Genomic DNA, 22,160 nt, shown 5'->3' on the forward strand with positions numbered 1-22,160 from the left:
GCAGGGGGGACCCTGTGGGAGAGTAGGACGCCGCCGAACAATCATTCAGGGAAAGCCCCCCGCCTTTTGGCGGGGGGCTTTTTCGCGTTTCCGGGACCAGTCACCACCGGTCGGGGTGGACTTAGGTCCACCTGAAAGACGGGTGGCACGGCCAATGTGCCGGCCGGGGTGCCGGGGAGAGACTGAGAGCGTTCTTGGGGACGGCGATCAATCTCGGGGAGTAGGCCTTGGCGACGACAACATGGTTCGACGGTGGGGCCGTCAGGTCCGTTGTGGGGGAGCGCCTGCGGGCAGGGGTGCGGGCCTGGGGGCAGGGCGTGGTGGTGGCGGTGGCGGCGGCTGCGGGGCCGGTGGTGCCGGTGTTGGCGGCGGTGTTCACGGCGCTGGCGGCGGTTCAGCTGTTCGATGGGGGGCCGCTCGCGCCGTTCGTTGCGGCGCCGAGTGCGATTGTGGTGGGGGCGTCGGTGCTGTACCTGCTCGTGCGGCACGGTGCGGCGTGGACGCGGCACCGCGTGGAGCAGGTGTCCGGGGAGCCCTGGCGGGTGGTGTATTCGACGCGGGAGGCGTTGGAGCAGGACGCGCGCGGGTTCTGGTGGACGGGGGCCTCGTACCACCGGAGGCTGGAGGTGGCGCGGCTGGTGCAGTTCGTGCAGTGGGCGGTACGGGATCGGCAGGTGCGGCGGGAGGGACTGTGGCTGCTGGCGAATCCGGTGGGCGTGGTGGCGTTGCTGGGCGTGCCGATGGTGCTGGTCTGGGGCGGGCTGATTTTCGTATTGACGGCGCAAGCGGACCACCGGGTTTTCTTCGGGTTCTACAACCACCTGATGAACTTGCTGATCTCTGCGCTCATCGGTGGGGCCATAATGACGGTCGGACTGCTGGCGATGCCGCGGGCGGTGCGGGCCCACCACGAGCTGGCGTGCCGGGTGCTGGGCGGTGGTCCGGAACAGAGCCGGGCCCAACTGACCGAACGGGTAGCGCATCTGACGGAAACTCGGGCCGACGCGGTGGACGCGCAGGCCGCGGAGTTGCGGCGGATCGAGCGGGATCTGCACGACGGGGCGCAGGCGCGGCTGGTGGCGATCGGGCTGACGCTGGGGACGATCGAGCACCTGATGACGAGTGACCAGACTGCGGCGCGGGAGTTGCTGGCAGAGGCACGGGAGTCCTCGGCTAAGGCGTTGCAGGAGCTGCGGGATCTGGTCCGGGGCATCCACCCGCCGGTGCTGGCGGAGCGCGGACTGCCGGATGCGGTACGGGAGTTGGCGCTGACGGCGGTGGTGCCGACGGAGGTGACCGTGAGCCTGCCGGCGCGTCCGGAGGCGTCGTTGGAGACGGCGGTGTACTTCAGCGTCAGTGAGTTGCTGGCGAATGCGGCGAAGCACGCGCGGGCCCGGCAGGTGTGGGTGGATGTGCTGCACCGGGCGGGCCGGCTGCGGGTGGTGGTGACGGACGACGGGCACGGGGGTGCGCGGATGGAGACGGGCGGCGGATTGCGCGGGATCGAGAGGCGGTTGGGTACGTTCGACGGAGTGATCTCGCTCGACAGTCCTGTGGGCGGGCCGACCACCATCACGATGGAGTTGCCGTGCGCGTTGTCCTCGCCGAGGATCTCTACCTCCTTCGCCAAGGCCTGACGCGGCTGTTGGAGGTCCACGGGTTCACCATCGCGGCTGCGGTGGAGACCGGGCCCGACCTGCTGGCGGCGCTGCTGTCGGAGCGGCCGGACGTCGCGGTGGTGGACGTCCGGCTGCCGCCGACGCTGACGGACGAGGGGCTGCAGGCGGCGTTGGCGGCACGTCGGGAGATACCGGGCCTGCCGGTGCTGGTGCTGTCGCAGCACGTCCAGCAGTTGTACGCACGGGAGTTGCTGGCGGACGGCACGGGCGGGGTGGGCTACCTGCTGAAGGACCGGGTGTTCAACGCGGACCAGTTCGTGGACGCGGTGCGCCGGGTGGCGGCCGGCGGGACGGCGATGGATCCGGACGTGATCGGGCGGCTGCTGCAGCACAACGCGGGTTCGGAGCCGTTGCAGCGGCTGTCGCCGCGCGAGCGGGAGGTGCTGGGGCTGATGGCGGAGGGCTGCTCGAACTCGGCGATCGGTGCGCGGCTGACGATCAGTGACGGGGCGGTGGCCAAACACATCGCGAACATCTTCGGGAAGTTGGAGCTGTCCCCCACCGAGGACGGCAACCGCCGGGTGCTCGCGGTGCTGGCGTACCTGAACGGCGCGGCGGAGCGGCCGGCCGCCGGGTAGCGCCCGGGCGGGTCCGGCGAGACGTCGTCGTGCGATTGTGCGCGGCCTGCGACGGCGTGCGTGAGTGCGGTGCGCGCGGTGGTGCGGACCAGTGGAGGAGTGGTGCCGGTCCGGCCTGGCGACATGGGTGAACGCCCGTGCGAGTAGTATCCGGTGGGCCGAGTCTGTCAACGGCGCATCAACACCGGGTTGTCCCGCGGTCGTGCGCCCCGGGCGGGGACGTGTACTCGGCGGCTACAGGTCCTACGGCAGCTGCCGAGTCCCAGGGGTTGATCACTGAATGGCACGTCCTTCCCTTACCCGCGCGCACCGTGCTCTGCTGGGCGTGGTGGCCGTCGGCGCGTGTGTGATCTCGGGCATCGGTTTCGCGGGGTCGTACAACTCGGTGCGGGACCTGGCGATCGAGAAGGGCTTCGGTGCCTTCGCCTACGCGTTCCCGATAGGCGTCGACGCGGGCATCGTGGTGCTGCTCGCGCTGGACCTGGTGCTGACCTGGCTGCGGATCCCGTTCCCGTTGCTGCGTCAGACGGCGTGGCTGCTGACGGCGGCGACCATCGCGTTCAACGCGGCGGCGTCCTGGGGCGACGCGCTGGGCATGGCGATGCACGCGGTGATCCCGGTGCTGTTCGTGGTGGTGGTCGAGGCTTCCCGGCACGCGGTGGGACGGATCGCGGCGATCACCGCGGACCGGCACATGGAGTCGGTGCGGCTGATGCGTTGGGTGCTTTCGCCGGTGCCGACGTTCCGGTTGTGGCGCCGGATGAAGCTGTGGGAGCTGCGCTCGTACGACGAGACGGTGCGGCTGGAGCAGAACCGGCTGGTGTACCGCGCGCAGCTGCGGTTCCGGTACGGGCGGGGCTGGCGGAAGTCGGCACCGTTCCAGGCGCTGCTGCCGCTGAAGCTGGCGAAGTACGGCGTGCCGCTGGACCCGACGATCCTGGACCGGATCGACGGCCCGCTCCAGGTGCACGGCGGTGCGGCGCCCGAGACCGAGGAGACGGTGCAGGCGGACCGTCCGGTGCCGGCTGCCGCTCAGGTGACGCAGGGCCAGCCGCCGGCGATCGGTGCGGCAGCACCGAACCAGGGCCAGACCGCCGGGCCCGCCGCGGCGCCCGCCCCCGCGCCCGCAGCTGCGAAGCCGAAGCCCCAGCCGCAGCAGGCGGTGCCGCCGGTGTCGGCGGCGGTCGCGGTGCCGACGCTGGCGAAGCTGGCCGCGGTGCGGCTGCGGGACCAGCAGGACCCGGAGGCCGCGCAGGCCGCGCCGGTGGTGGACCGCTCCTCGGAGCTGAACGTGTGGACGGCCCGTCCGGTGCGCTCGCACCTGGCGGAGACCGACCAGGTGCACACGGCCCGGGTGCCGGGCCAGGCGTCGCCGTGGTTCAAGGCCCCGCGCCCGCAGGACGAGGCCGAGCCGGGTCGCCCGCAGTCGGGCTACCAGCCGGGCGACACGTACCCGGAGCAGGACTACGCGGACCAGGGCTACGGCGAGCCGGGGTACCCGGAGCAGGACGGCTACGACGAGGGCTACCGTCCGGCCGGCGCCGAGCCGGAGCGGGTGATGGCGAACGGCCGCGGCCCGTCCCGTCCGCAGGGTCCGTACGCGCCGCAGGCCGCACACGCGCCCCAGCCCCAGCAGCAGCCGATGCAGGACCAGGAGGCCGAGCCGATCCGGCTGGGCGGCCGGCCGCTGCGGCTGGACGCGATGATGGAGGCGGAGACGTTGCCCTTCGACCAGGGCGCGGAGGAGACTCCGGCCCGCCGTCCGTTCGCGGGCGGGGCGGAGCCGCTGGACGCGGACGAGTGCTTCGCCGCCCTGGTCGGCTACATGGAGGAGAACCAGCGCCAGCCGGACGAGCGCCGCTTCGCCGAGTACCTGTCGCAGCGCGGCGTCCCGGGCTCGCGTCCGGACGGCGGCGTGGCGGTGAAGGACGTCGAGAAGATCTGGGACGAGCTCCAGGAGCGGTACATGGAGTCAGGCCGGGAGTGACCGTCCTTCTCCTGCGGTGACGCCCCTCAACTCGTCGTTGCACCGCACCCCTCGTGCCATGGCCGCCCGCCGGATCTCCCGGCGGGCGGCCATTGACGCTGTGGTGGGGCAGCACTACCTTCGCCGGACCGTTTCGTTGAGCCGTGCGGTGAGTGAAGGAGCCCCGGATGCCACAGCCCGCTCAGCCCGCTCAGCCCGCTCAGCCCGCTCAGCCCGGACCCGCCCGGCAGGTCGCGTTCTCGGACGCCGCCCGGGCCGCCGTTGAGGCGCTGCTGGCGCCGGTGGACGCCGAACTGACGTGCCGTTACCCGGGCGAGCGGCCCGGCCGGCAGCCCGTCCACACCGTGTACGTGCCGGCGGACGCGTTCGGGGCGCACACCGTCCGCGAGTGGGGCGCGCAGGCGCTCGACGTGTTCGACCGGCACGCCGGGACGCCCGCGCGCCTGGCGCAGGCGCTCGGCGTGCCCGACGACGCGCTGCTCGCGGACGTGCACGCCCGGGTGCGGGCCAAGCTGGCGCGCGAGCCGATCGAGGACCTGCGGATCGACTTCGAGGACGGCTACGGGCAGCGCCCCGACGCCGAGGAGGACGCCGAGGCGGTGCGGGCGGCGAAGCTGGTGGCCGCGGCGGCGGCCGACGGCAGCGCGCCGCCGCACATCGGTATCCGCACCAAATGCCTGGAGGCCGCCGTCCGGGCCCGCGGCATCCGCACCCTGGAGGTGTTCCTCGGCACCCTGCTGGCCGAGGGCGGGCTGCCCGACGGCCTGCGGCTCACCCTGCCGAAGGTCAGCCACCCCGCGCAGGTCACCGCGCTGGCCCGGCTGTTGGCGGACTTCGAGCGGCGGGCGGGGCTGCCCGCGGGGCGGCTCGGGTTCGAGATCCAGATCGAGACCACGCAGGCCGTCCTCGGCCCGGACGGCCGGGTCACCGTCGCGCTGCTGATCGGGGCCGCCGAGGGCCGGGCCACCGGGCTGCACTACGGCACCTTCGACTACAGCGCCGCCTGCGGGGTCGCCGCGGCCCAGCAGAGCCCGGACCATCCGGCCGCCGACCACGCCAAGGCCGTCATGCAGGTCGCCGCGGCCGGCACCGGCGTCCGGCTCTCCGACGGCTCCACCAACGTGCTCCCCATCGGCTCCGTCGAGCAGGTGCACGCCGCCTGGCGGCTGCACCACGGCCTGGTCCGCCGCGCGCTGGCCCGTGCCTACTACCAGGGCTGGGACCTGCACCCCGCCCAACTGCCCACCCGCTACGCCGCCGTGTACGCCTTCCACCGCGAGGGCCTGGACGCCGCCTGCGCCCGGCTCGCCGGATACCTCGCCAAGTCCGCCGGCGCGGTGCTGGATGAGCCCGCCACCGCCCGCGCCCTCAGCGGCCAGCTGCTGCGCGGCCTGGACTGCGGCGCCCTCGACCCCGTCGAGATCACCGCCCGCACCGGCCTGGACCGGGCCGCCCTGCACGCGCTGGCGGGCCGCTGAGCAGCCACGGCCCCGCGTGACCCGGAGCCGAGGCCCTAGGCTGGTCGGCGAGACCGGTGGCCGCTGTTCGAGGCGGTGCCGGGTGGAGAGCGACAGCGGAGAGCACCAGCGTCATGGCCGAGCCGAGCCCGAAGCCGTACCTGACCGTCCGGGGCGATGGCAGTCACGAGTTGGAGATCAAGAAGTCCCGGTTCATCTGCCACCTGGCCCGGGTCGCGGACGAGGAGGCGGCGCAGGCGTTCATCGCGGCGATCCGCAAGCAGTACTGGGACGCCCGGCACAACTGCACGGCGTTCGTGGTGGGGGAGGAGCAGCCGCGCGAGCGGTCCAGCGACGACGGCGAGCCGGCCGGGACGGCGGGCGTGCCGATGCTGGAGGTGCTGCGGCGTCGCGGGGTGACCGACACGGTCGCGGTGGTGACCCGGTACTTCGGCGGGATCAAGCTGGGCGCGGGCGGCCTGGTCCGGGCGTACGGGTCGGCGGTGTCGGAGGCGCTGGACGAGATCGGGCTGCTGGAGCGGCGTCCGGTCGCGCTGCTGTCGGTGGCCGTGGACCACACCCGGGCCGGGCGGCTGGAGAACGACGTGCGGGCGGCCGGGTACACGGTGGCCGGGCTGGAGTACCTGGCGGACGGGGTGCGGATCGAAGTGGGCGTCCCCGAGCCGGAGGTGACGGAGTTCCACACCTGGCTGGCCGAGGCGACCGGCGGTTCGGCCGGCGCGCAGGCGGCCGGGCGGACCTTCGTCGAGGTCGAGGTCTGAGAGGTTCCACTAGGGCCCGCGCGGTCCGACAGGACTGCGCGGCCCGGGGCGTGACGGGGCGCCCGGTGGGGCCCTGTGGGGCCCGAACCGCGGTCGTTTTCGGCCAATTTCCTGGGCCGGCGCGGGTGTCGGGCGGACGGCATCAACCGCGGGCGGGCGGGTAGCAGAGGCGGCGCGGGCGGAGTTCCGGTTGCCGTCCGATGACACCCGAACGAAGGAAACGGGGCCGGAGTAGGAACTTCCCCTCATGGTCACTTCGTCTCCTAGACAGGACACCACGATCCGGCACGGCATCGGAAGGAGGACTCGCAGACCGCAGCACCGTACTTCGGGAGGTTCCGCGTATGCCCACCGACCATGCCCAGCCGCCCTATCGGCTGACGGCCGCGACACCCCGCCCGCACCACGACACGACCGCCCTCGTCGACCACCTGCTCGCCGCCTGGCTGAAGGCGGAAGGCCACGACGAGCCCCCGCCCCGCGAGCACGGGGCCCTGCCGGAGCGACTACGGCTCGGCGACCGGGTGCTGCTGGACCGCGACGGCGGACCGCTGCCCGGCCGCGGCCCCGAAGCCCGCTACAGCCGCCGCCGGCTGCGCACCCCCGCTCCGCACGGTATCGACCAACTGACCCTCACCCTCGCCGCCGAGGACGCCGACGGCCCGACCCGGCTGCGCGTCGAGGCCGAACACCTGCCCGCCGGGCCCGCGTTGGCCGGTCACGGCCGCGTCCCCGTCCCGGAGCTCGTCCGCCGGCTGCTGCCGCTGCTGGACGCCACCGAGGGCCCGGTGCCGCTGGCGATCGCCCCGCGGCTGCTCGGGCCCGCGGACCTGGACGACCTGATCGACGAACTGTGCGACCCTGAACGGCAGTTGCCGACGGTGGTGGCCAGCGTGCCGCCCGCCGTGCCGATCGAGCAGTGGCAGGACGAGGTGCTCGGCCCGCTGCTGCGTCAACTCCCGGGCCTGGCCTCGATGTACATGCTCGGGCACACCGCGCTGCCACGGTTCAACCTGGCCCTCGAGTACCACAAGGTGTACGGCGGCGCGGTCCGCACCTTCCTGCCCGACGTCGACCCGGCGTCCCGCGCCGACGCCGCCCGGCACCCCGTCCTGCCGCGCCAGCGGATCGACGAGAACCTGCGCCGCGCCGCCGCCCTGCTGGCCCGCGAACCGCGCCGGGTGGCCGCCGAACTCGCGCCGCCCGCCCCGCTGGACGCGGTGCCGCAACTGTGGCTGCCGCCCGAGGTGCGCAAGGCCCCCGAGCGCCCCGCGCACCCGGCGGTCCGGCTGGAACGCTGCCGGCTGCGGGTCGAGCAGCCCCGCCCGCCGCGCCGCTCCCGGTGCGGCACCGACCCGGTCAGCTTCGGCGAACTGGTCGACCGCTTCGGCGAGTTCCCGCTGCTGGAGTTCACCGGCGACAGCAAGGAGACGCTCGCCCTGGACGGCCAGGCCGACGGCCCCGGCTGGGCCCGGCTCACCTGGGACGGTCTGACCGCGCTCCAGGAGTACGCGGATGCCGCCGTGCGCGGCGAGGCCGGCGGCGACTTCAAGCAGTGGTGCGAGCACACCCCGCCCGGCTGCCACCGCTTCCCGCCGCGCAAGGCGGTCCGCGGCGAGTCCCGCACCGTCGCCAGCCACGGCAAGTGGAAGCGCCAGCGGATGCTGCCGGTCCCCGCCGTCGTCGACTCCTCCTGCCGCGCCTTCATGGGCGCCCACCTGCGGATCGGCGGTGGCGGCACCGCCCCCCGGGTGCACTACCTGGACGACTGTTCCGGCAGTGGCCGGATCTACGTCGGCTACATCGGACTGCACCTGACCAACACCCGCACCAACTGAACCGCCGCGCCCGATCCGGGCTCCCGAGGGCCGCCCCCGGGAGCCCGGATCGGGCACGGTCGGCTGATCCTGCGTCAACGCTCGGCCAAACCCCGAAGGTTGGCTGACCCGGAGCGCCGGACGGGGGACAATGCTGATCGGGCCCCCGCCGACGGCGGCCCTCCGACGTGCGCCGGACGAGCAGGGGGAACGACCGCCGATGCAGCATCCATCCGAGGGCCGCGCCGACGGCACCGCCACGGTGCTCCAGCCCGGGTTCCTCGCCTCGCTGTTCCGCGAACTCGGCGCCGACGAGGACGAGCCGCCCGCACCCGTCTTCGTCCCCGCGCCCGCCGCACCCCCGTCCGAGCCCGCCGTCGCAGCAGCACCCGCGCCCGCCGCCGTTCCCGAGCCGGGTGCCGTTCCCGAGCCGGACGGCGTGGCCGACCCGGTGGCCGCGCACGGCCGGGCCGCCGCGCTCACCCACCACCGCACCCTCGCCGTGCAGGCCGACCACGAACGCCTCGCCGACCTGCTGCGCCGGGCCGCCCAGCCGGTCTCCGCGATGGACTTCGAGAGCCAGCTGCGCAGCTACCGCCCCAAGCCGTACCCGGACGCCGCGCCGGACGCCGAACCCGAGCCCGCCTGGGCCGACTTCGCCCCGCCCGAGCCCGTCGACAGCGACCCCGACCAGCCCCGTTCGCGCCGCCTGCTCGACTCCGGCTACCAGCGCGAACTCGCCCAGGCCCGGCTGCGCCACCAGCGCGCGCTGCGCGAGTGGCGCACCAGGCAGGCCGACCTGGCCGACAGTGGTGCGGTCGCCGCCCGGCAGGCCCACGAGGAGGCCGAACAGGCCCGCGCCCGGGCCGTCCAGGAGTACAACGACAGCCTGGAGGAGTGCCGCCGCGCGTACCGGCAGGCCGAGCCGGCAGCCGTCGAATCGCTGCTGGAACGCGCCCTGGCCGCCGCCGAAGGCTCCACCCGCGATCTGCCGGCCCCCTGCCACGCGGTGTTCCGGGCGCTGACCCGCACCGCCGTCCTCGACCTCGACCTGCCGCCGCTGGACACCGTCCCCGCGCTGTCCGGCTACCGGCTCACCGAGGACGGCACCGTCGAGCCGGTGCACCGCCCCGATGCCGATGTCCGCGCGGACTACCTGCGGCTGGCCGCCCGCCTCGCGCTGCGCGCCCTGCAGGCCGCCGACGCCGTCGACACCGACGACGTGCTGGCCGGCGTCGTGCTGAACGGCTGGCTGCGGCTGCCCGGCCGCCCCCCGCGCTGCCTGCTCAGCGTGGACGCCGACCGCGACGCGCTGGCCCGCACCCGGCTGGTCCCCGACTCCGGGCACCTCGGCGACGACGGCGTGTACGCGGACGCCGAACACGACGAGTCGCTGCTGCGGCTGCGCGCGCTCGCCGCCGTGATCACCCCCGACCCGTACGCGGACGAGGCGGTGGTGCCCTGGGGGACCGCCGACGCCGCGGTCCCCGCGCTCGGCGAACTGTCGCCCGGCGAATTCGCTCTGCTGGTCCGGGCGGTGCTCACCGCCGGCGGCCTGGAGGGCTGGAGCGTGCGGCTGCGCGGCCCGGCCGGACTGGTCGCCACCGCCGAGGGCCAGCCCGGCAGCCGGCTGCCCGGACGCTGGGTGGTGTGGGCGTCCCGCGGCCCCGCGCCCGTCACCGCCGAGGAGATCGCCACGCTGTCCGAGGCCGTCCGCGAGGAGGGCGCCGACCGGGGCCTGCGGATGACCTGCGGGCAGTTCACCGACGAGGCGGTGGACCTGACCACCGAGGAGCGCCACCAGCGGATCCACCTGGTCGACGGCCAGGGCATCCGCGAACTCGCCCTCACCCACCTGGCGCTGCCACTGACGTCCTGACGGCCCGTCGGAAACCCCGGCGGGTCCCGTCCGGCCTTCTCCCGTTCCGCCGTTCGAGGTGACAGGCTTGGGCCGTGGAGAACGGATACCTCGGCCGGCGCCCGGTCGAGAACGCAGAACGGCACACCGCCGAGGCCCGGGAACAGGCGATGGCCGGGATGTACGCCGAGTGCGGCCTGCTGCGGGAACTCGCGGACGCCGCCGGCGTGCAACTCGACGACACCGTCGACTCGCTGACCGCGCTCGACCAGCTGCTGCCGCGTTGGCGCGACGACCCGCAGGTCTCCCAGTGGCTGGGCATCGACGCCGGCCTCTACCTCGGCACGGTGATCCGCCGCCGGATCCCCGGCTCGGCTTGGCGGCTCGCCTTCGACGGCCGCCCGCTGATGGTCCTGGCCACCGGCTTCGAGCTCGACGTCACCGCCCTCGGCGCCGACTGGGCCGAGCAGGGCGCCCCGCAGCTCGCCGCCGTCTACCGGGCCGCCGGGGACGGCTGACGCGCAATCACGCGCGGCGGCGGCTCACCCCGGTGGGTCCGCCGGACGGCGCGGCCACGGGGCGGCCCGCACAGTGGAGCGCAGGGCCCGGCACCGACCGGCCCGGGCCGGACGACTGGGCAGCCGTGGGCAGCGGTCCGCGCAGCCGTCCGGCCCTCGGCGCGAGTCGGGGGAGGCCGAAACTGACCGCCGTGCTGGTCGCCGCGGGCGCCTTCCTGATGACGCTGATCGGCGGCTTCGTCGCGCAGCGCACCGGCGACCGCCGCCACCTGGTGCTCGGTTTCGCCGCCGGACTGATGCTCGGCGTGGTCGCCTTCGACCTGCTCCCCGAGGCGATGGAGCAGGCCCCCGAGAGACTCCACGGCGTGCCCGAGGCGCTGCTGATGTTCGCCGCCGGCTTCCTGCTGATCCACGTGGTGGAGCGGGCCGTCGCCATCCACCGCGGCCACGAGGGCGAGTACGCCGCGCACAGCCACGGACACGGGCCCGGGCATCGGCACCGCGAACAGGGCGTCGGGCTGGCCGCCGCGTCCGCGCTGGTGCTGCACAGCATGATGGACGGCTTCGCGATCGGCGCCGCCTTCCAGGCCGGCACCACGGTCGGCGCGGTGGTCGCCGTCGCCGTCGTCGCGCACGACTTCGCGGACGGCTTCAACACCTACACGATCACCCGGCTGTACGGGAACAACCGGCGGCGGGCCGTCGCGCTGCTGGCCGCCGACGCCGTCGCCCCCGTCACCGGCGCCGCGATCACGCTGCTGTTCACCATCCCGGAACACCTCCTCGGGCTGTACCTCGGGTTCTTCGCCGGGTTCCTGATGTACCTGGCGACCTCCGACATCCTGCCGGAGGCGCACAGCCCGCACCCCTCGCGCACCACCCTGGTCTGCACCCTGCTGGGCGTCGGATTCATGTGGCTGGTGGTCGGGCTGACCTGAGGTCCGGGTCAGAGGTCCAGGGCGGCCCAGTGCCGGCGCAGCGCGTCCAGGGTGGCGGTGACGGCGGGGCGGCGCGAGGTCTGGGCGCGCCACAGGACATGCACCCGGCGGAACGGCCGCGGGGTGACGGGACGGGCGGCGACCTCCGGCGGGAGCGGGCCTCGGCCCAGCCGGGGGACCAGGCCGAGGCCGAGGCCGGCCGCGATCAGCGCGATCTGGCTCTCGAACTCGCCGACCTGGTAGCGGACGTCCGGCTCCTCGCCGATCTCGCGCATGGTGTGCAGCAGCCAGTCGTGGCAGATGTTGCCCGGCGGCACGCTGGTCCAGCGCTGCCCGCGCAGCTCCGTCATCGGGACGGCGTCGAGCGCCGCCAGCGGGTGGGCGACGGGCAGCAGCAGATCGACCGGGTCGGTGCCGAGGTCGAGCCGGTCCAGGCCCTCCTGCACCGGCAGCGGCACGGACGCCCAGTCCTGCACCACCGCCAGGTCCACCTCGCCGCGGGCCACCAGCTCGGCCGCCGGGTACGGGTCGCTCTCCAGCAGCCGGACCTCCAACTCGGGGTAGTCGGCGTGGAGTTCGGCGAGCACGCCGGGCAGCAGGCCGCGCGAGGCGGTGGCGAAGGCGGCGACCAGCAGCCGCCCGGTGGCCCGGCCGCGCTGCTCCTCCAGCGTCACCTCGGCCTGCTCGACCAGCGCCAGCACCCGCTGCGCGGTGTCCGCCAACCCGCGTGCGGCGTCGGTGAGTTGGATGCCCCGGCCCTGGCGTTCCAGCAGCACGGTGCGGGTCTCGCGTTCGAGCTTGGCGATTTGCTGGGAGATCGCGGACGGGGTGAAGCCGAGCGCCGTCGCGGCGCCGCCGACCGAGCCGTGCACGGCGACCGCGTGCAGGGCGCGCAGGCGTCCCAGATCCATCATGCAGCAATGGTAAACAGTTTGGTTGAGAAACTCTCGCTGGTGCTGAACGGTTGTTGCGGGCCATGCTCGGGCCATGCCGTCTTCCGCTTCGCCCTCGTCCGCCATGAGGCCCCGTCATGTCGCGCTGGCCGTGCTGATCGCCGCCGTCTGGGGCCTGAACTTCGTGCTGATCGAGGTCGGTCTGCACGACTTCCCGCCGCTGCTGTTCTGCGCGCTGCGGTTCGCCGTGGTGGCGCTGCCCGCGGTGTTCCTCGTCGGCCCGCCCCGGGTGGCGTGGCGCTGGGTGCTCGCGGTCGGGGTGGCGCTCGGCGTGGTGAAGTTCGGACTGCTGTTCCTCGGCATGCACGCCGGCATGCCGGCCGGACTGTCCTCACTGGTGCTGCAGGGCCAGGCCGGGTTCACCGCGCTGTTCGCCGCCGGGCTGCTGCGCGAACGGCCCACCCCGGTGCGGACCGCCGGCCTCGTGGTGGCCTTCGCCGGCATCGCGGTGGCCGCCGTCGACCGCGGCCTGCACGGCCCGGCCGGAGCCTTCGCGCTGCTGATCGGCTCGGCCGCGGCCTGGGGCCTGGCCAACGTGCTGACCCGCAAGGCCGCCCCGCCGGACGCGCTGCGCTGGATGGTGTGGGTCTCCGCGGTGCCGCCGCTGCCACTGCTCGGCCTGTCCCTGCTGGTCGAGGGCCCGACCGCGGACTGGGCCGCGCTGCGCGGCATCAGCTGGGCGGGAGTCGGCGTGGTGCTGTACGTCGGGCTGGTCTCCACGCTGTTCGGCTTCGTCGCCTGGAGCCACCTGCTGCGCCGCTACGACGCCTCGGTGGTCGCCCCGTTCTCGCTGCTGGTGCCGGTGTTCGGGATGTCCTCGGCGGCGCTGCTGCTCGGCGAGCGGTTCAGCCCGGCGGCGGGCGCGGCGACGGTGCTGGTGATCGCCGGGATCGGGCTGGGCGCGGTGCCCGCTACGGTCTGGGCCCGGTTTCGTACGCCTCCTCGGCGTGACGCAGCGCCCGCAGCAGAGCGTCCTGCTCGGCAGGGCTGACCGGGCCGAAGTACTGCTGGGCGACCTCGTGCCGGACCTGCGAGATCCGCTCCAGCGCGCCGTGCCCGGCGACGGTCAGGACCAGGCGCACCGCCCGGCGGTCGGCCGGGTCGGGGGTGCGGGCGACCAGGCCGGCCTCCTCCAGGGCGTCGACCACGGTGGTCGCCGAACGCGGCGCGATGTGCAGGCGCTCGGCGAGCTCGCTCAGCCGCATGGTCTCGGCGCTCTCGCAGCCGGGTGCGTGGGCGAGCGTGCGCAGTGCCCGGGCCTGGGCCGGGGTGATGCCGTACGGCTCCAGCCGCTGCATGGTCCGCCGGCGGATCCGCTTCATCGCCCGGGTGAGGGCGTCGGCGAGTTCCGCGGCGGTGTCGGCCGGGCCGGGGGAGGTCATGGGCACAGGGTAGCGGTCGGCTTGCCGCCGTCCGGAGGGCGATCGGTCCCGGCTCGAAAAGATGTTGAGCTTGGCTCAGTAATCGAGTAGCTTAGGGCAGCCTAAGTCGTCCGTGCATCGAGGAGTTCCGCCATGGCCCGCTCCACCGCCCGAGTCGCCACCGACCGTCCCGCCCGCTACGCCAAGCAGCTCGCCGCCCACATGGGCCGCAAGGTCCCCGCCGAGTGGTCCGAGGAGACCGGCCGCGGCTCGCTGGTTTTCGGCGCCGGGCAGGCCGAACTCACCGCCGAGGACGGCGCGCTGCTGCTCGCCGTCGAGGGCGCCGAGGAGAACCTGCCCCAGCTGGAGGACGTGGTCGGCCGCCACCTGGTCCGCTTCGGCACCCGTGACGAGCTGGTGGTCGCCTGGCAGCGGGAGGGCGGCGAGGCCGGCACCGTCCAGCGCCTGACCGGCGAGGAGGGCTGACCGGCCCCACTTGCCCGCTGCCCGCTGCCCGCTCTCAGCTCTGCCGCAGCGGCGGCATCGGCACCGGCACGGCGAACGCCGTCGCGCCCGCCCCGACGCCGCCCTCGCAACTGTTCGGCGGCGCCGTGGTCACGCCCCGGGTGGACGGCTTCTCGGCCGCCCAGAACATGAAGCCCAGCAGGCCCGTGCTGGTGCCCGCCCCGTTCGCGGCGGCGTTCTGCACCCAGCTGCCGGTGGCCTTCTGCGCCGAGTTGGCGAAGTCGGTGCACTCCGGACGGATCTGCGAGCCCTCCGCGATGTACAGGCTGCCGGTGAACTTGGCCGGCGCCAGCGGCGGGATCGGCGGGCTGTACGTCGGCTTGCCGTCCAGGTGCTCCTGCCAGTTGGCGGTCGCCGTGGACGCCGAGGGCTGCTTGTTCGGCACCATCGCGTTGGCGTAGTCCAGCACCGGACTGCCCGTGGTCAGCCAGTGCGCGGTGGCGTACTGGTCGATGCCGCTCAGCCAGCGGTCGCCGGCCGCGACGTCGATGGTCAGCCGGGCGGTCGGATCGGCGCCCGAGGCGTCGTAGGGGTGGGCGGACCGGTAGGCGTCCACGAAGGCCTGCAGGCCCGTCAGGTTCGGGCTGCTGCTGTTCTCGTAGTCGATCTCGATGCCCACCCCCAGCCTGCCCGCCAGCGCCGCCGCCTTCTGGCCCAGCAGTGTGCCGTTCTGGGCCAGCGCGGAGTCCCAGTCGCCGGTGTAGGTGATGCCGCCGATGGAGAGCATCACCCGGATCCCGCGGGCCGTGAAGTAGTCCACCACCTGCTGGTTCATGCCCACCGGCACGCCCGCGGCGTCCCCCGCGTCGGTGGTGCCGTTCAGCAGCCGCAGCGGATTGACGAAGCTCAGCACCACCACGTTCACCGAGGGCCGGCCGTCGCCGCGGTCGATCAGCCAGTGGTTGGCGGTGTCGAACTCCGCCATGTCCCGGACCTTCGCCCAGGTGCAGGCGTCGTTGCTGCAGTGCCAGGCGCCGTAGACCTGCATCGGGGCGGCCGCCGCCGTCGCGCTCTGCGCCGGCAGCGCCGTCACCGCGAGGGCCAGCAGCGAGGCCGCCACCGAGAAACGCGTCATGGGCACGGCTGGGGAACGCACATTCGCCTCCCGGCGATCGCGTGCTGATGGGTGGGGAACAGGGTGCGCGCGAGCCGGAAGGGCGTCAATGCTCCGGACCGAACTGCGAACCGGCGTGGTGTCAGGCGTCGGTCTCCGGCAGCAGGCGCGGCAGCATCCGGTGCAGGGCGAGCAGCAGCAGGCCCGAGAGGCACCAGCTGGCGACCACGTCCAGCAGCCAGTGGAAGTCGCTCCACACCAGCCCCGCACCCACCCCCAGGCAGACCGCGGCGGTGACCCACCCGACCTGCCGGGCCCGCCACGCGGGCAGCACCCGGGCCAGCAGCAGCGCCGCGGTCCCGTACGCGATCGCCGAGGTCGCGGTGTGCCCCGACGGGTACCAGCCCCACTGGCCCGGAGCGAGCGGCACGCCGAACGGGCCGGGCCGGGCGAACCAGGCCTTGGCCGGCACCACCAGCAGCGGGATCAGTGCCGCCGCCACGGCGGCCACCGGCACCGGCGTCCACCAGCGCGGCCGACCGCCGCGCCGGGCCAGCCAGGTCGCCAGGCCCGCACAGCCCAGCAGTACCGGGACGGCCGGCACCCCGCCGCCCAGGTCGGCCAGCGCCACGCCCAGGTGGTTCAGCAGCGCGGAGTGCAGCGAACGGCGAAGGTGCCGCACCGCGTCGCGCACCGCCGGATCGATCCCCAGCAGCGGGCCGTCCACCGCCACCTGCCAGGAGACCACCCCCAGCAGCAGGGCGAGTGTCGTGGGCAGGACAGCAAAAATAGGCCGCCCCGGAGCAGGGGGGAGAGCTCCGGGGCGGCCAAGGCGATCGCCGCGCCGTGCGGCCCGGGGGGTGTGGGCGGGACGGCCGGTCGATCGGTCCATTTCGCCCGCCTCGACGGCGGACGGGGGTGTGGGCAGTGGTTGAGGTTCGCTGTCCATCTGTGATGACAGTACGTCAAAGCCGGGGCGCACCAACGGCCGAAGGGGTTTCGTGCACAGCATCTTCACCACCGGCGGGGCAACCTCCACCCGAGGGTCGAACAGTCGAACGCGCGCCGCGGAACGGCAGCAAGCGCGGCGTCGAACAAGGGGATGCGCGGAGCGGAACGGCGGGGACGCGCGGGGCCGGGCGGCCCGGGGTACGCGGGGCCGGCCGTGTGGGGCCGGACAGCAGAACGCGCGAGGGCCGGACGGGATCCGCTTCCGTCCGGCCCTCGCGCCGCTCAGGGGGTACTACCTGGGGTTCAGACGCCCGCGAAGGCCGACTCCAGGATGTCCAGACCCTCGTTCAGCAGGTGCTCCGGCATCACCAGCGGCGGCAGGAAGCGCAGCACGTTGCCGTAGGTGCCGGCGGTCAGCACGACCAGGCCCTCGGCGTGGCAGGCCTTCGCGATGGCCGCGGTGGCCTCCGCGTTCGGCTCCTTGCCGCCCGGCTTCACCAGCTCGACAGCGATCATCGCGCCGCGGCCGCGGACCTCACCGATGATGTCGAACTTCTCCTGCATCGCCCGCAGGCGGCCCAGCATGATCTCGCCGATCCGCTGCGCCTTGCCGTTGAGGTCCTGCTCCTTCATGGTCTCGATGGCGCCCAGCGCGGCCGCACAGGCCACCGGGTTGCCACCGTAGGTGCCACCCAGACCACCGGTCTGCGCGGCGTCCATCATCTCGGCGCGGCCGGTCAGCGCCGACAGCGGCAGACCACCGGCGATGCCCTTGGCGGTGGTGATCAGGTCCGGGACGATGCCCTCGTCCTCACACGCGAACCACTGGCCGGTGCGGCAGAAGCCGGTCTGGATCTCGTCCGCGACGAACACGATGCCGTTCGCCTTCGCGAACTCCACGATCGCCGGCAGGAAGCCCTTGGCCGGCTCGATGAAGCCGCCCTCGCCCTGGATCGGCTCGATGATGATCGCGGCGACGTTCTCGGCGCCGATCTGCTTGTTGATCTGGTCGATGACCTGCTTGGCAGCCTCGGTCGCGGCGTTCTCCGCACCCGTCAGCCAGCGGTACGGGTAGGCCACCGGCACGCGGTAGACCTCGGGGGCGAACGGACCGAAGCCCTGCTTGTACGGCATGTTCTTCGCCGTCAGCGCCAGGGTCAGGTTGGTGCGGCCGTGGTAGCCGTGGTCGAACACCACGACAGCCTGGCGCTTGGTGTAGGCGCGGGCGATCTTCACGGCGTTCTCGACGGCCTCGGAGCCCGAGTTGAACAGCGCGGTCTTCTTCGCGTGGTCGCCCGGGGTCAGCTCGTTCAGCTGCTCCGCCACGGCCACATAACCCTCGTACGGGGTCACCATGAAGCAGGTGTGGGTGAACGCGGCCAGCTGCTCGGTGGTCTTCGCCACCACAGCCTCGGCGCTGTTGCCCACGTTGGTGACGGCGATGCCCGAACCGAAGTCGATCAGGCTGTTGCCGTCCACGTCCTCCAGCACGCCACCACCGGCACGCGACACGTAGACCGGCAGCGTGGTGCCCACACCAGCGGCCACCGCGCCGAGCTTGCGCGACTGCAGCTCCTGCGACTTCGGGCCGGGGATCGCGGTGACCAGGCGGCGCTCCTGCGGGAGCGGCGTTGCAGCGCTCATCTGTGTTCTCCAAGTTCTCAAGGCGCGGTAATCGCAGGCTACGGCGGGCCTTGTTTGTCGGGCATGCGCCACTCGGTACTGCTGCGCTTTACGAATTGTCCTAGGCGGCCAGTGGCCGAAGATCGGCTCTCGCCCTCACTCCTCCACTACATTGGCCCCGGGTGTGTCGGTGGGACGGCGGAGCGGGTATGGCACCGCCGGCAACGTAGGAGGGGCCCCGAAGTGGAACAGAACGACGCGCGAACCCAGCACACCCACCCCCACCTCCCACCACCCCGCGCCCCCTTCCACCTCCCCGCCTGGGCCACCGCCCCCCGCCCCCAGGCCCCGCCCGGCATCTACCGGCAGCACCACACGCCGTACGACCCCAGGACCGCCGCCGAGAACGAGACCCCGGTGGGGCCGCTGCTGCTGCGGGCGGCGTTGAACCTGGTGGTGGCTGCGGTCCTCTACCCGTACGTGGTCGAACTCGAAGTGCTGCTGATCCAGACGGTCGGGCTCGGACAGCAGCTCACCAGCGCCCTCGCCAACCCGCTTGCCCTGCTCCTCGGAGCGATCGCCGCCGTCCTGCTGATCTGGATCTTCGGCCGCATGGGCCGCTGGCGCGAGGTCGGCCGGCGTTTCCTGGTGCCGCTCGTCTCCCGCACCGTCACCGACGCCCCGCCCGAGCCCGAGGCGGCGCCCGTGGTGGACGTGTGGGCCGAGTTGCGGCCGGCCGGGGAAGTGGTGCGGCGGCTGGAGCACGAGCCGGTGGGGGACGTGGACTACGTGCGGCTGCACCAGGCGTGGCGGAGTGTCGGCGCTGACGCGGCCGGTCGGCAGGAGTTCGCCGCGCAGGTGGGAAGCCGTGGCGCGGCCGCCTGCGCGCACCCGTCCGAGCAGCGGGATCTGCCCGGCGGGCGGGCCGCGCGGCACGATCTGTTGGTGCGGCAGGTGCGGCTGGGTACCGCGCAGGACGTGCCGAAGAACCCGGCGACGCACCGCAATGCGGGCTTCGCGCTGGATCCGGCGCTGCTCGGTACCTCGTTGCTCGCGGTCGGTCCGGCCGGTACGGGCAAGACGGCGGCCCTGGCCCGTCCGGTGGCGGAGGCGTTGTGTCTGCAGGCGTTGGCGGGGGCGGCCTGTGCGGTGGTGGTCGGGGCGGCGGATGCGGACCTCGGCCCGGACGACTGGTACGACGTGGTGATCGCCCCGGGCGACCCGTCCGCCCCGTACGGCCTGGATCTGTACGGTGCCGCGCCGAATCCGGACGAGGCGGCGGCGCGGCTGGCCGACGCGCTGCTGCCGGACGAGCTGGCTTCCCGCGCGGAGAGTGCCCGCACGTCGATGCAGCAGGTGGTTGGGCCGTTCCGGGCGGCGTACGGCCGTTATCCCGGGGTGCGGGAGCTGCGTGGGCTGCTGGCCGGTGACCGGGACGGCTGGGCGGAGCTGGCGGAGCAGTTGCAGAAGTCGGGTCGGCGGGCGGAGTTCGAGGCGGACCTGCAGCAGCGGGAGCGGATGCACGGCCGGGTGGACGACCCGGGCGCGCTGCTCGCCGACCGGTTGGCGCTGCTGGACCGCCCCGCGCTGGCTGCCGGTTTCTCCGGCGGTCCGGGCGCCAAGCCGGCGTTCGCGATGCGTGCTCTGGAGCACCCGTTGCGGGTGCGGGTGAAGCTGCCGGAGCGCAGTCACCCCGAGGCCGCCCGGATGCTGTCGCGGCTGCTGCTCGGCCAGTTCACCCAGGCCGCGGCCGACCGGGGCGACCGTGAGCTGTTCGCGGGGCTGGTGCTGGACGACGCCACCGCCGCCGTGGACGCGCAGACGATCCGCGGCATTCAGCGGCTGCGCGGCGCGAACGCCGGTGTGGTGCTGCTGCTGCGCACGCTGTCGGACCTGCCGGAGGCGCTGCGGGCGCCGCTGTTCGGCGCGGTCGGCAACCGGATGGCCTTCCCGGGCATCGCGCCCTGGGACGGCCGGCTGTTCTCCGAGGCCTGGGGTACCCACCTGGTCCGGGAGACGGCCGTCACCCATACGCCGGACACGTCCGGCGGCACGATGCGCCGGGCCGGCCGGCTGGTGCGCAAGGCGCTGTCGGGGACGACCGCGCAGACCGAGTCGGTCACCACCCGGGACGTCGAGCGGCACCGCTGGTCGCCGTCCGACCTGGCGCACGCGCTGCCGTCCGGGCATGCGGTGATCTCGCTGACCTCGGTGACGGGGGAGCAGGTGCCGCCGCTGCTGGTCGACCTCCGGCACTGACGATCTCCGGGGGCGGTCGCGGGGTGGTCAGCATTGGGTTACGGAAGGTACGGACCGGCGGATTTCGGCACTCCGGCTTGTCCGGAGCGTCCATAATGGGGGGAGAACCCTCACTCGCCCGGTCGCAACGGCGCGACCAGGTCGAACCACCGAAGGTGCCATGCCCCCCACACTCGCCTCCGTCGTCCGTACGAGCACGCTCCACCTGACGGTCCTGGCCGGCGCGGACCACCTGGAACGCCCGGTCCGCTGGGTGCACACCAGCGAGCTGGACGACCCCACCCCGTTCCTCGAGGGCGGCGAGCTGCTCCTCACCACCGGCATCAAGCTCGGCAAGAGCTCCGCCGGGCTGCAGGCCTACGTGCACCGGCTGGCGGATGCCGGCGTGGTGGGGCTCGGGCTGGGGGTCGGCCTGTCGCACACCGAGGTGCCGCAGGCGCTGGTGGACGCGGCCGCGCAGCGCGGGCTGCCGCTGCTGCGGGTGCCCGAGGCGACGCCGTTCATCGCGATCTCCAAGGCGGTCTCCGCCGCCCTCGCCGCCGAGCAGTACGAGGCCGTCACCACCAGTTTCGAGGCCCAGGAGGAGCTGACCCGGGCCGCGCTCGGCAAGGACGGCACCACCGCGATCGTCCGTCGGCTGGCCGCCCGGCTGGGTGGCTGGGCCGCGCTGTACGACGGCTCCGGCGCGCTGTCCGCGGTCGCCCCGGACTGGGCCGCCCGCCGGGCGGGCCGGCTGGCCGCCGAGGTGGACCGGCTGCGCCGCCGCCCCGCGCCGTCCAGCGCCGCGCTGCAGGGCCGGGCCGGCACCATCGACACCGCCGACGAGGACTACGTGGTGGTCCAGTCGCTGGGTGCGGACCGCCGCCCGCGCGGCTTCCTCGCGGTCGGTACCGAGGACCGCATCACCCCGACCGAGCGGTACGTGCTGAACGCCGCCGTCGCGCTGCTCACCCTGACCCTGGAGCGCTCCCGGGAGCTGCGGCAGGCCGAGGAGAAGATGGGCGCGGCGCTGTTGCGGATGGTGCTGGCCGGGGAGGTCGGCACCGCCCGGCAGGTCGCTTCGGGGCTGTTCGGCGGCCTGCCCGAGGGCACCGTCCGGGTGCTGGTGGCAGCCGCCGGGCCCGGCCCGGAGGCCGCGGAGGCGCTCGGCGAGCTCGCCGACCGTGCCGAGCAGGCCGGCGGCAAGGTCGGCGAGAAGCTGCTGGTGGCCCGCGAGGACGGCGCCCACGGGCCGCGGCTGATGGTGCTCGCGCTGGACAACGGCTCGGTCCACCGGGCCTGCCTGGGTGCCGTCGAGGAGCACGAGGGCCTGGCGCTCGGCGTCTCCGCCCCGGCCGCGCTGGAGGACGCCGGCACCGCGCACGCCCAGGCCGAGCGCGCCCTGGCGGTCGCCCAGCGAGGCGGCCGCCGCACCGTCGACCACGAGGAGGTCGGCGCCGGCTCGCTGCTCCCGCTGCTCGGCGAGGAGGCCGTCACCGCGTTCGCCGAGGGCCTGCTGCGCCCGCTGCGCGAGCACGACCGCACCGCCCGGGGCGACCTGGTCGCCTCGCTGCGGGCCTGGCTGTCCCGGCACGGTCAGTGGGACGCGGCGGCCGCCGACCTCGGCGTGCACCGGCACACGCTGCGTTACCGGATGCGCCGGGTCGAGGAACTGCTGGGCCGCTCGCTGGACGACACGGACGTCCGGATGGAGTTGTGGCTGGCGCTGCGGGCGGGCGAGGACTGAGCCCGAATCCACCGGCCGATGCGAGTGTGATCGTTTCGGAGGTTCGTGGGGGGTTGGCCGGTGGGTGGGTGTGGGGCATCCGCTGGTCTGCCCA

The 22,160-nt window shown here is 74.0% G+C and carries 18 protein-coding genes; 13 read left to right on the top strand and 5 right to left on the bottom strand.

The genetic code is table 11. From position 1 onward, the window contains the following. Nucleotides 1–227: 227 nt before the first annotated feature. From ACIHEI_RS36695 to ACIHEI_RS36735, 9 genes are all read left to right on the top strand, one after another. On the top strand, nt 228–1,637 hold the full coding sequence (locus ACIHEI_RS36695) for a sensor histidine kinase (RefSeq protein ID WP_396609880.1): 1,410 nt from the start codon (nt 228–230) through the stop codon (nt 1,635–1,637). Continuing rightward, nucleotides 1,589–2,257, top strand: a complete 669-nt coding sequence (locus tag ACIHEI_RS36700; protein WP_387649774.1) for a LuxR C-terminal-related transcriptional regulator — start codon at nt 1,589–1,591, stop codon at nt 2,255–2,257. Before ACIHEI_RS36695 ends, ACIHEI_RS36700 begins: the two co-directional genes overlap by 49 nt. A 280-nt stretch (nt 2,258–2,537) precedes the next feature. Further along, nucleotides 2,538–4,244 carry a DUF2637 domain-containing protein gene (locus tag ACIHEI_RS36705; RefSeq protein WP_396609881.1) on the top strand — a complete coding sequence of 569 codons (1,707 nt, stop codon included), beginning with the start codon at nt 2,538–2,540 and terminating at the stop codon, nt 4,242–4,244. Nucleotides 4,245–4,411: 167 nt separating this feature from the next. Further along, nucleotides 4,412–5,722, top strand: coding sequence for a DUF6986 family protein (locus ACIHEI_RS36710; RefSeq protein ID WP_396609882.1), 1,311 nt, complete (start codon nt 4,412–4,414; stop codon nt 5,720–5,722). Nucleotides 5,723–5,835: 113 nt separating this feature from the next. After that, a complete protein-coding gene (locus tag ACIHEI_RS36715; protein ID WP_392956171.1) occupies nt 5,836–6,483 on the top strand; it encodes a YigZ family protein in 648 nt (215 codons plus the stop codon). A 344-nt stretch (nt 6,484–6,827) separates the two neighbouring features. Beyond that, nucleotides 6,828–8,321 (top strand): hypothetical protein, encoded by a 1,494-nt coding sequence (locus ACIHEI_RS36720; RefSeq protein ID WP_396609883.1) that lies wholly within the window; start codon nt 6,828–6,830, stop codon nt 8,319–8,321. A gap of 199 nt (nt 8,322–8,520) precedes the next feature. Further along, nucleotides 8,521–10,179, top strand: coding sequence for a restriction endonuclease (locus ACIHEI_RS36725; RefSeq protein ID WP_396609884.1), 1,659 nt, complete (start codon nt 8,521–8,523; stop codon nt 10,177–10,179). A gap of 74 nt (nt 10,180–10,253) precedes the next feature. Further along, on the top strand, nt 10,254–10,676 hold the full coding sequence (locus tag ACIHEI_RS36730; RefSeq protein WP_387649758.1) for a DUF6278 family protein: 423 nt from the start codon (nt 10,254–10,256) through the stop codon (nt 10,674–10,676). Between the two features lie 218 nt (nt 10,677–10,894). After that, nucleotides 10,895–11,614, top strand: a complete 720-nt coding sequence (locus ACIHEI_RS36735) for a ZIP family metal transporter (RefSeq protein ID WP_387649781.1) — start codon at nt 10,895–10,897, stop codon at nt 11,612–11,614. A gap of 8 nt (nt 11,615–11,622) precedes the next feature. On the opposite strand, the gene ACIHEI_RS36740 is transcribed toward ACIHEI_RS36735, so the two are convergent. Further along, on the bottom strand, nt 11,623–12,528 hold the full coding sequence (locus ACIHEI_RS36740) for a LysR family transcriptional regulator (protein ID WP_396609885.1): 906 nt from the start codon (nt 12,526–12,528) through the stop codon (nt 11,623–11,625). A gap of 103 nt (nt 12,529–12,631) precedes the next feature. Here ACIHEI_RS36740 and ACIHEI_RS36745 point away from each other — a divergent pair, with 103 nt between their 5' ends. Further along, nucleotides 12,632–13,558 carry an EamA family transporter gene (locus tag ACIHEI_RS36745; RefSeq protein ID WP_396609886.1) on the top strand — a complete coding sequence of 309 codons (927 nt, stop codon included), beginning with the start codon at nt 12,632–12,634 and terminating at the stop codon, nt 13,556–13,558. Here the strand turns inward: ACIHEI_RS36745 and ACIHEI_RS36750 are convergent. Next, the gene (locus tag ACIHEI_RS36750) at nt 13,479–13,949 is read right to left on the bottom strand and encodes a MarR family winged helix-turn-helix transcriptional regulator (protein ID WP_396609887.1); all 471 of its coding nucleotides are present in this window, start codon (nt 13,947–13,949) and stop codon (nt 13,479–13,481) included. The genes ACIHEI_RS36745 and ACIHEI_RS36750 overlap by 80 nt on opposite strands. Nucleotides 13,950–14,081: 132 nt before the next feature. Here ACIHEI_RS36750 and ACIHEI_RS36755 point away from each other — a divergent pair, with 132 nt between their 5' ends. Continuing rightward, nucleotides 14,082–14,414 (top strand): DUF2218 domain-containing protein, encoded by a 333-nt coding sequence (locus ACIHEI_RS36755; RefSeq protein ID WP_387649746.1) that lies wholly within the window; start codon nt 14,082–14,084, stop codon nt 14,412–14,414. Between the two features lie 34 nt (nt 14,415–14,448). On the opposite strand, the gene ACIHEI_RS36760 is transcribed toward ACIHEI_RS36755, so the two are convergent. From ACIHEI_RS36760 to gabT, 3 genes are all read right to left on the bottom strand, one after another. Continuing rightward, on the bottom strand, nt 14,449–15,528 hold the full coding sequence (locus tag ACIHEI_RS36760; protein WP_396609890.1) for a glycoside hydrolase family 18 protein: 1,080 nt from the start codon (nt 15,526–15,528) through the stop codon (nt 14,449–14,451). 121 nt (nt 15,529–15,649) lie between these two features. Beyond that, nucleotides 15,650–16,456 (bottom strand): phosphatase PAP2 family protein, encoded by an 807-nt coding sequence (locus ACIHEI_RS36765; protein ID WP_396609888.1) that lies wholly within the window; start codon nt 16,454–16,456, stop codon nt 15,650–15,652. A 305-nt stretch (nt 16,457–16,761) separates the two neighbouring features. Then, the gene (gene gabT, locus ACIHEI_RS36770; protein ID WP_387649738.1) at nt 16,762–18,102 is read right to left on the bottom strand and encodes a 4-aminobutyrate--2-oxoglutarate transaminase; all 1,341 of its coding nucleotides are present in this window, start codon (nt 18,100–18,102) and stop codon (nt 16,762–16,764) included. 222 nt (nt 18,103–18,324) lie between these two features. On the opposite strand from gabT, the gene ACIHEI_RS36775 reads away from it, so the two are divergent. Then, complete coding sequence (locus ACIHEI_RS36775) at nt 18,325–20,340, top strand: ATP-binding protein (RefSeq protein WP_396609889.1); 2,016 nt, start codon at nt 18,325–18,327, stop codon at nt 20,338–20,340. A 160-nt stretch (nt 20,341–20,500) separates the two neighbouring features. Continuing rightward, on the top strand, nt 20,501–22,066 hold the full coding sequence (locus ACIHEI_RS36780) for a PucR family transcriptional regulator (RefSeq protein ID WP_387649732.1): 1,566 nt from the start codon (nt 20,501–20,503) through the stop codon (nt 22,064–22,066). The last annotated feature ends 94 nt before the right edge of the window (nt 22,067–22,160 follow it).

Origin of the sequence: Kitasatospora sp. NPDC051984 (assembly GCF_044593455.1) — a bacterium.
Classification (GTDB): Bacteria; Actinomycetota; Actinomycetes; order Streptomycetales; family Streptomycetaceae; genus Kitasatospora.

Coding starts and splice junctions, on each gene's coding strand:
- ACIHEI_RS36735 (WP_387649781.1), top strand. CDS start 10,895: ATGACGCTGATCGGCGGCTTCGTCGCGCAGCGCACCGGCGACCGCCGC.
- ACIHEI_RS36710 (WP_396609882.1), top strand. CDS start 4,412: ATGCCACAGCCCGCTCAGCCCGCTCAGCCCGCTCAGCCCGCTCAGCCC.
- ACIHEI_RS36765 (WP_396609888.1), bottom strand. CDS start 16,456: ATGGACAGCGAACCTCAACCACTGCCCACACCCCCGTCCGCCGTCGAG.
- ACIHEI_RS36745 (WP_396609886.1), top strand. CDS start 12,632: ATGAGGCCCCGTCATGTCGCGCTGGCCGTGCTGATCGCCGCCGTCTGG.
- ACIHEI_RS36780 (WP_387649732.1), top strand. CDS start 20,501: ATGCCCCCCACACTCGCCTCCGTCGTCCGTACGAGCACGCTCCACCTG.
- ACIHEI_RS36705 (WP_396609881.1), top strand. CDS start 2,538: ATGGCACGTCCTTCCCTTACCCGCGCGCACCGTGCTCTGCTGGGCGTG.
- ACIHEI_RS36715 (WP_392956171.1), top strand. CDS start 5,836: ATGGCCGAGCCGAGCCCGAAGCCGTACCTGACCGTCCGGGGCGATGGC.
- ACIHEI_RS36760 (WP_396609890.1), bottom strand. CDS start 15,528: ATGACGCGTTTCTCGGTGGCGGCCTCGCTGCTGGCCCTCGCGGTGACG.
- ACIHEI_RS36740 (WP_396609885.1), bottom strand. CDS start 12,528: ATGATGGATCTGGGACGCCTGCGCGCCCTGCACGCGGTCGCCGTGCAC.
- ACIHEI_RS36725 (WP_396609884.1), top strand. CDS start 8,521: ATGCAGCATCCATCCGAGGGCCGCGCCGACGGCACCGCCACGGTGCTC.
- ACIHEI_RS36720 (WP_396609883.1), top strand. CDS start 6,828: ATGCCCACCGACCATGCCCAGCCGCCCTATCGGCTGACGGCCGCGACA.
- ACIHEI_RS36750 (WP_396609887.1), bottom strand. CDS start 13,949: ATGACCTCCCCCGGCCCGGCCGACACCGCCGCGGAACTCGCCGACGCC.
- gabT (WP_387649738.1), bottom strand. CDS start 18,102: ATGAGCGCTGCAACGCCGCTCCCGCAGGAGCGCCGCCTGGTCACCGCG.
- ACIHEI_RS36755 (WP_387649746.1), top strand. CDS start 14,082: ATGGCCCGCTCCACCGCCCGAGTCGCCACCGACCGTCCCGCCCGCTAC.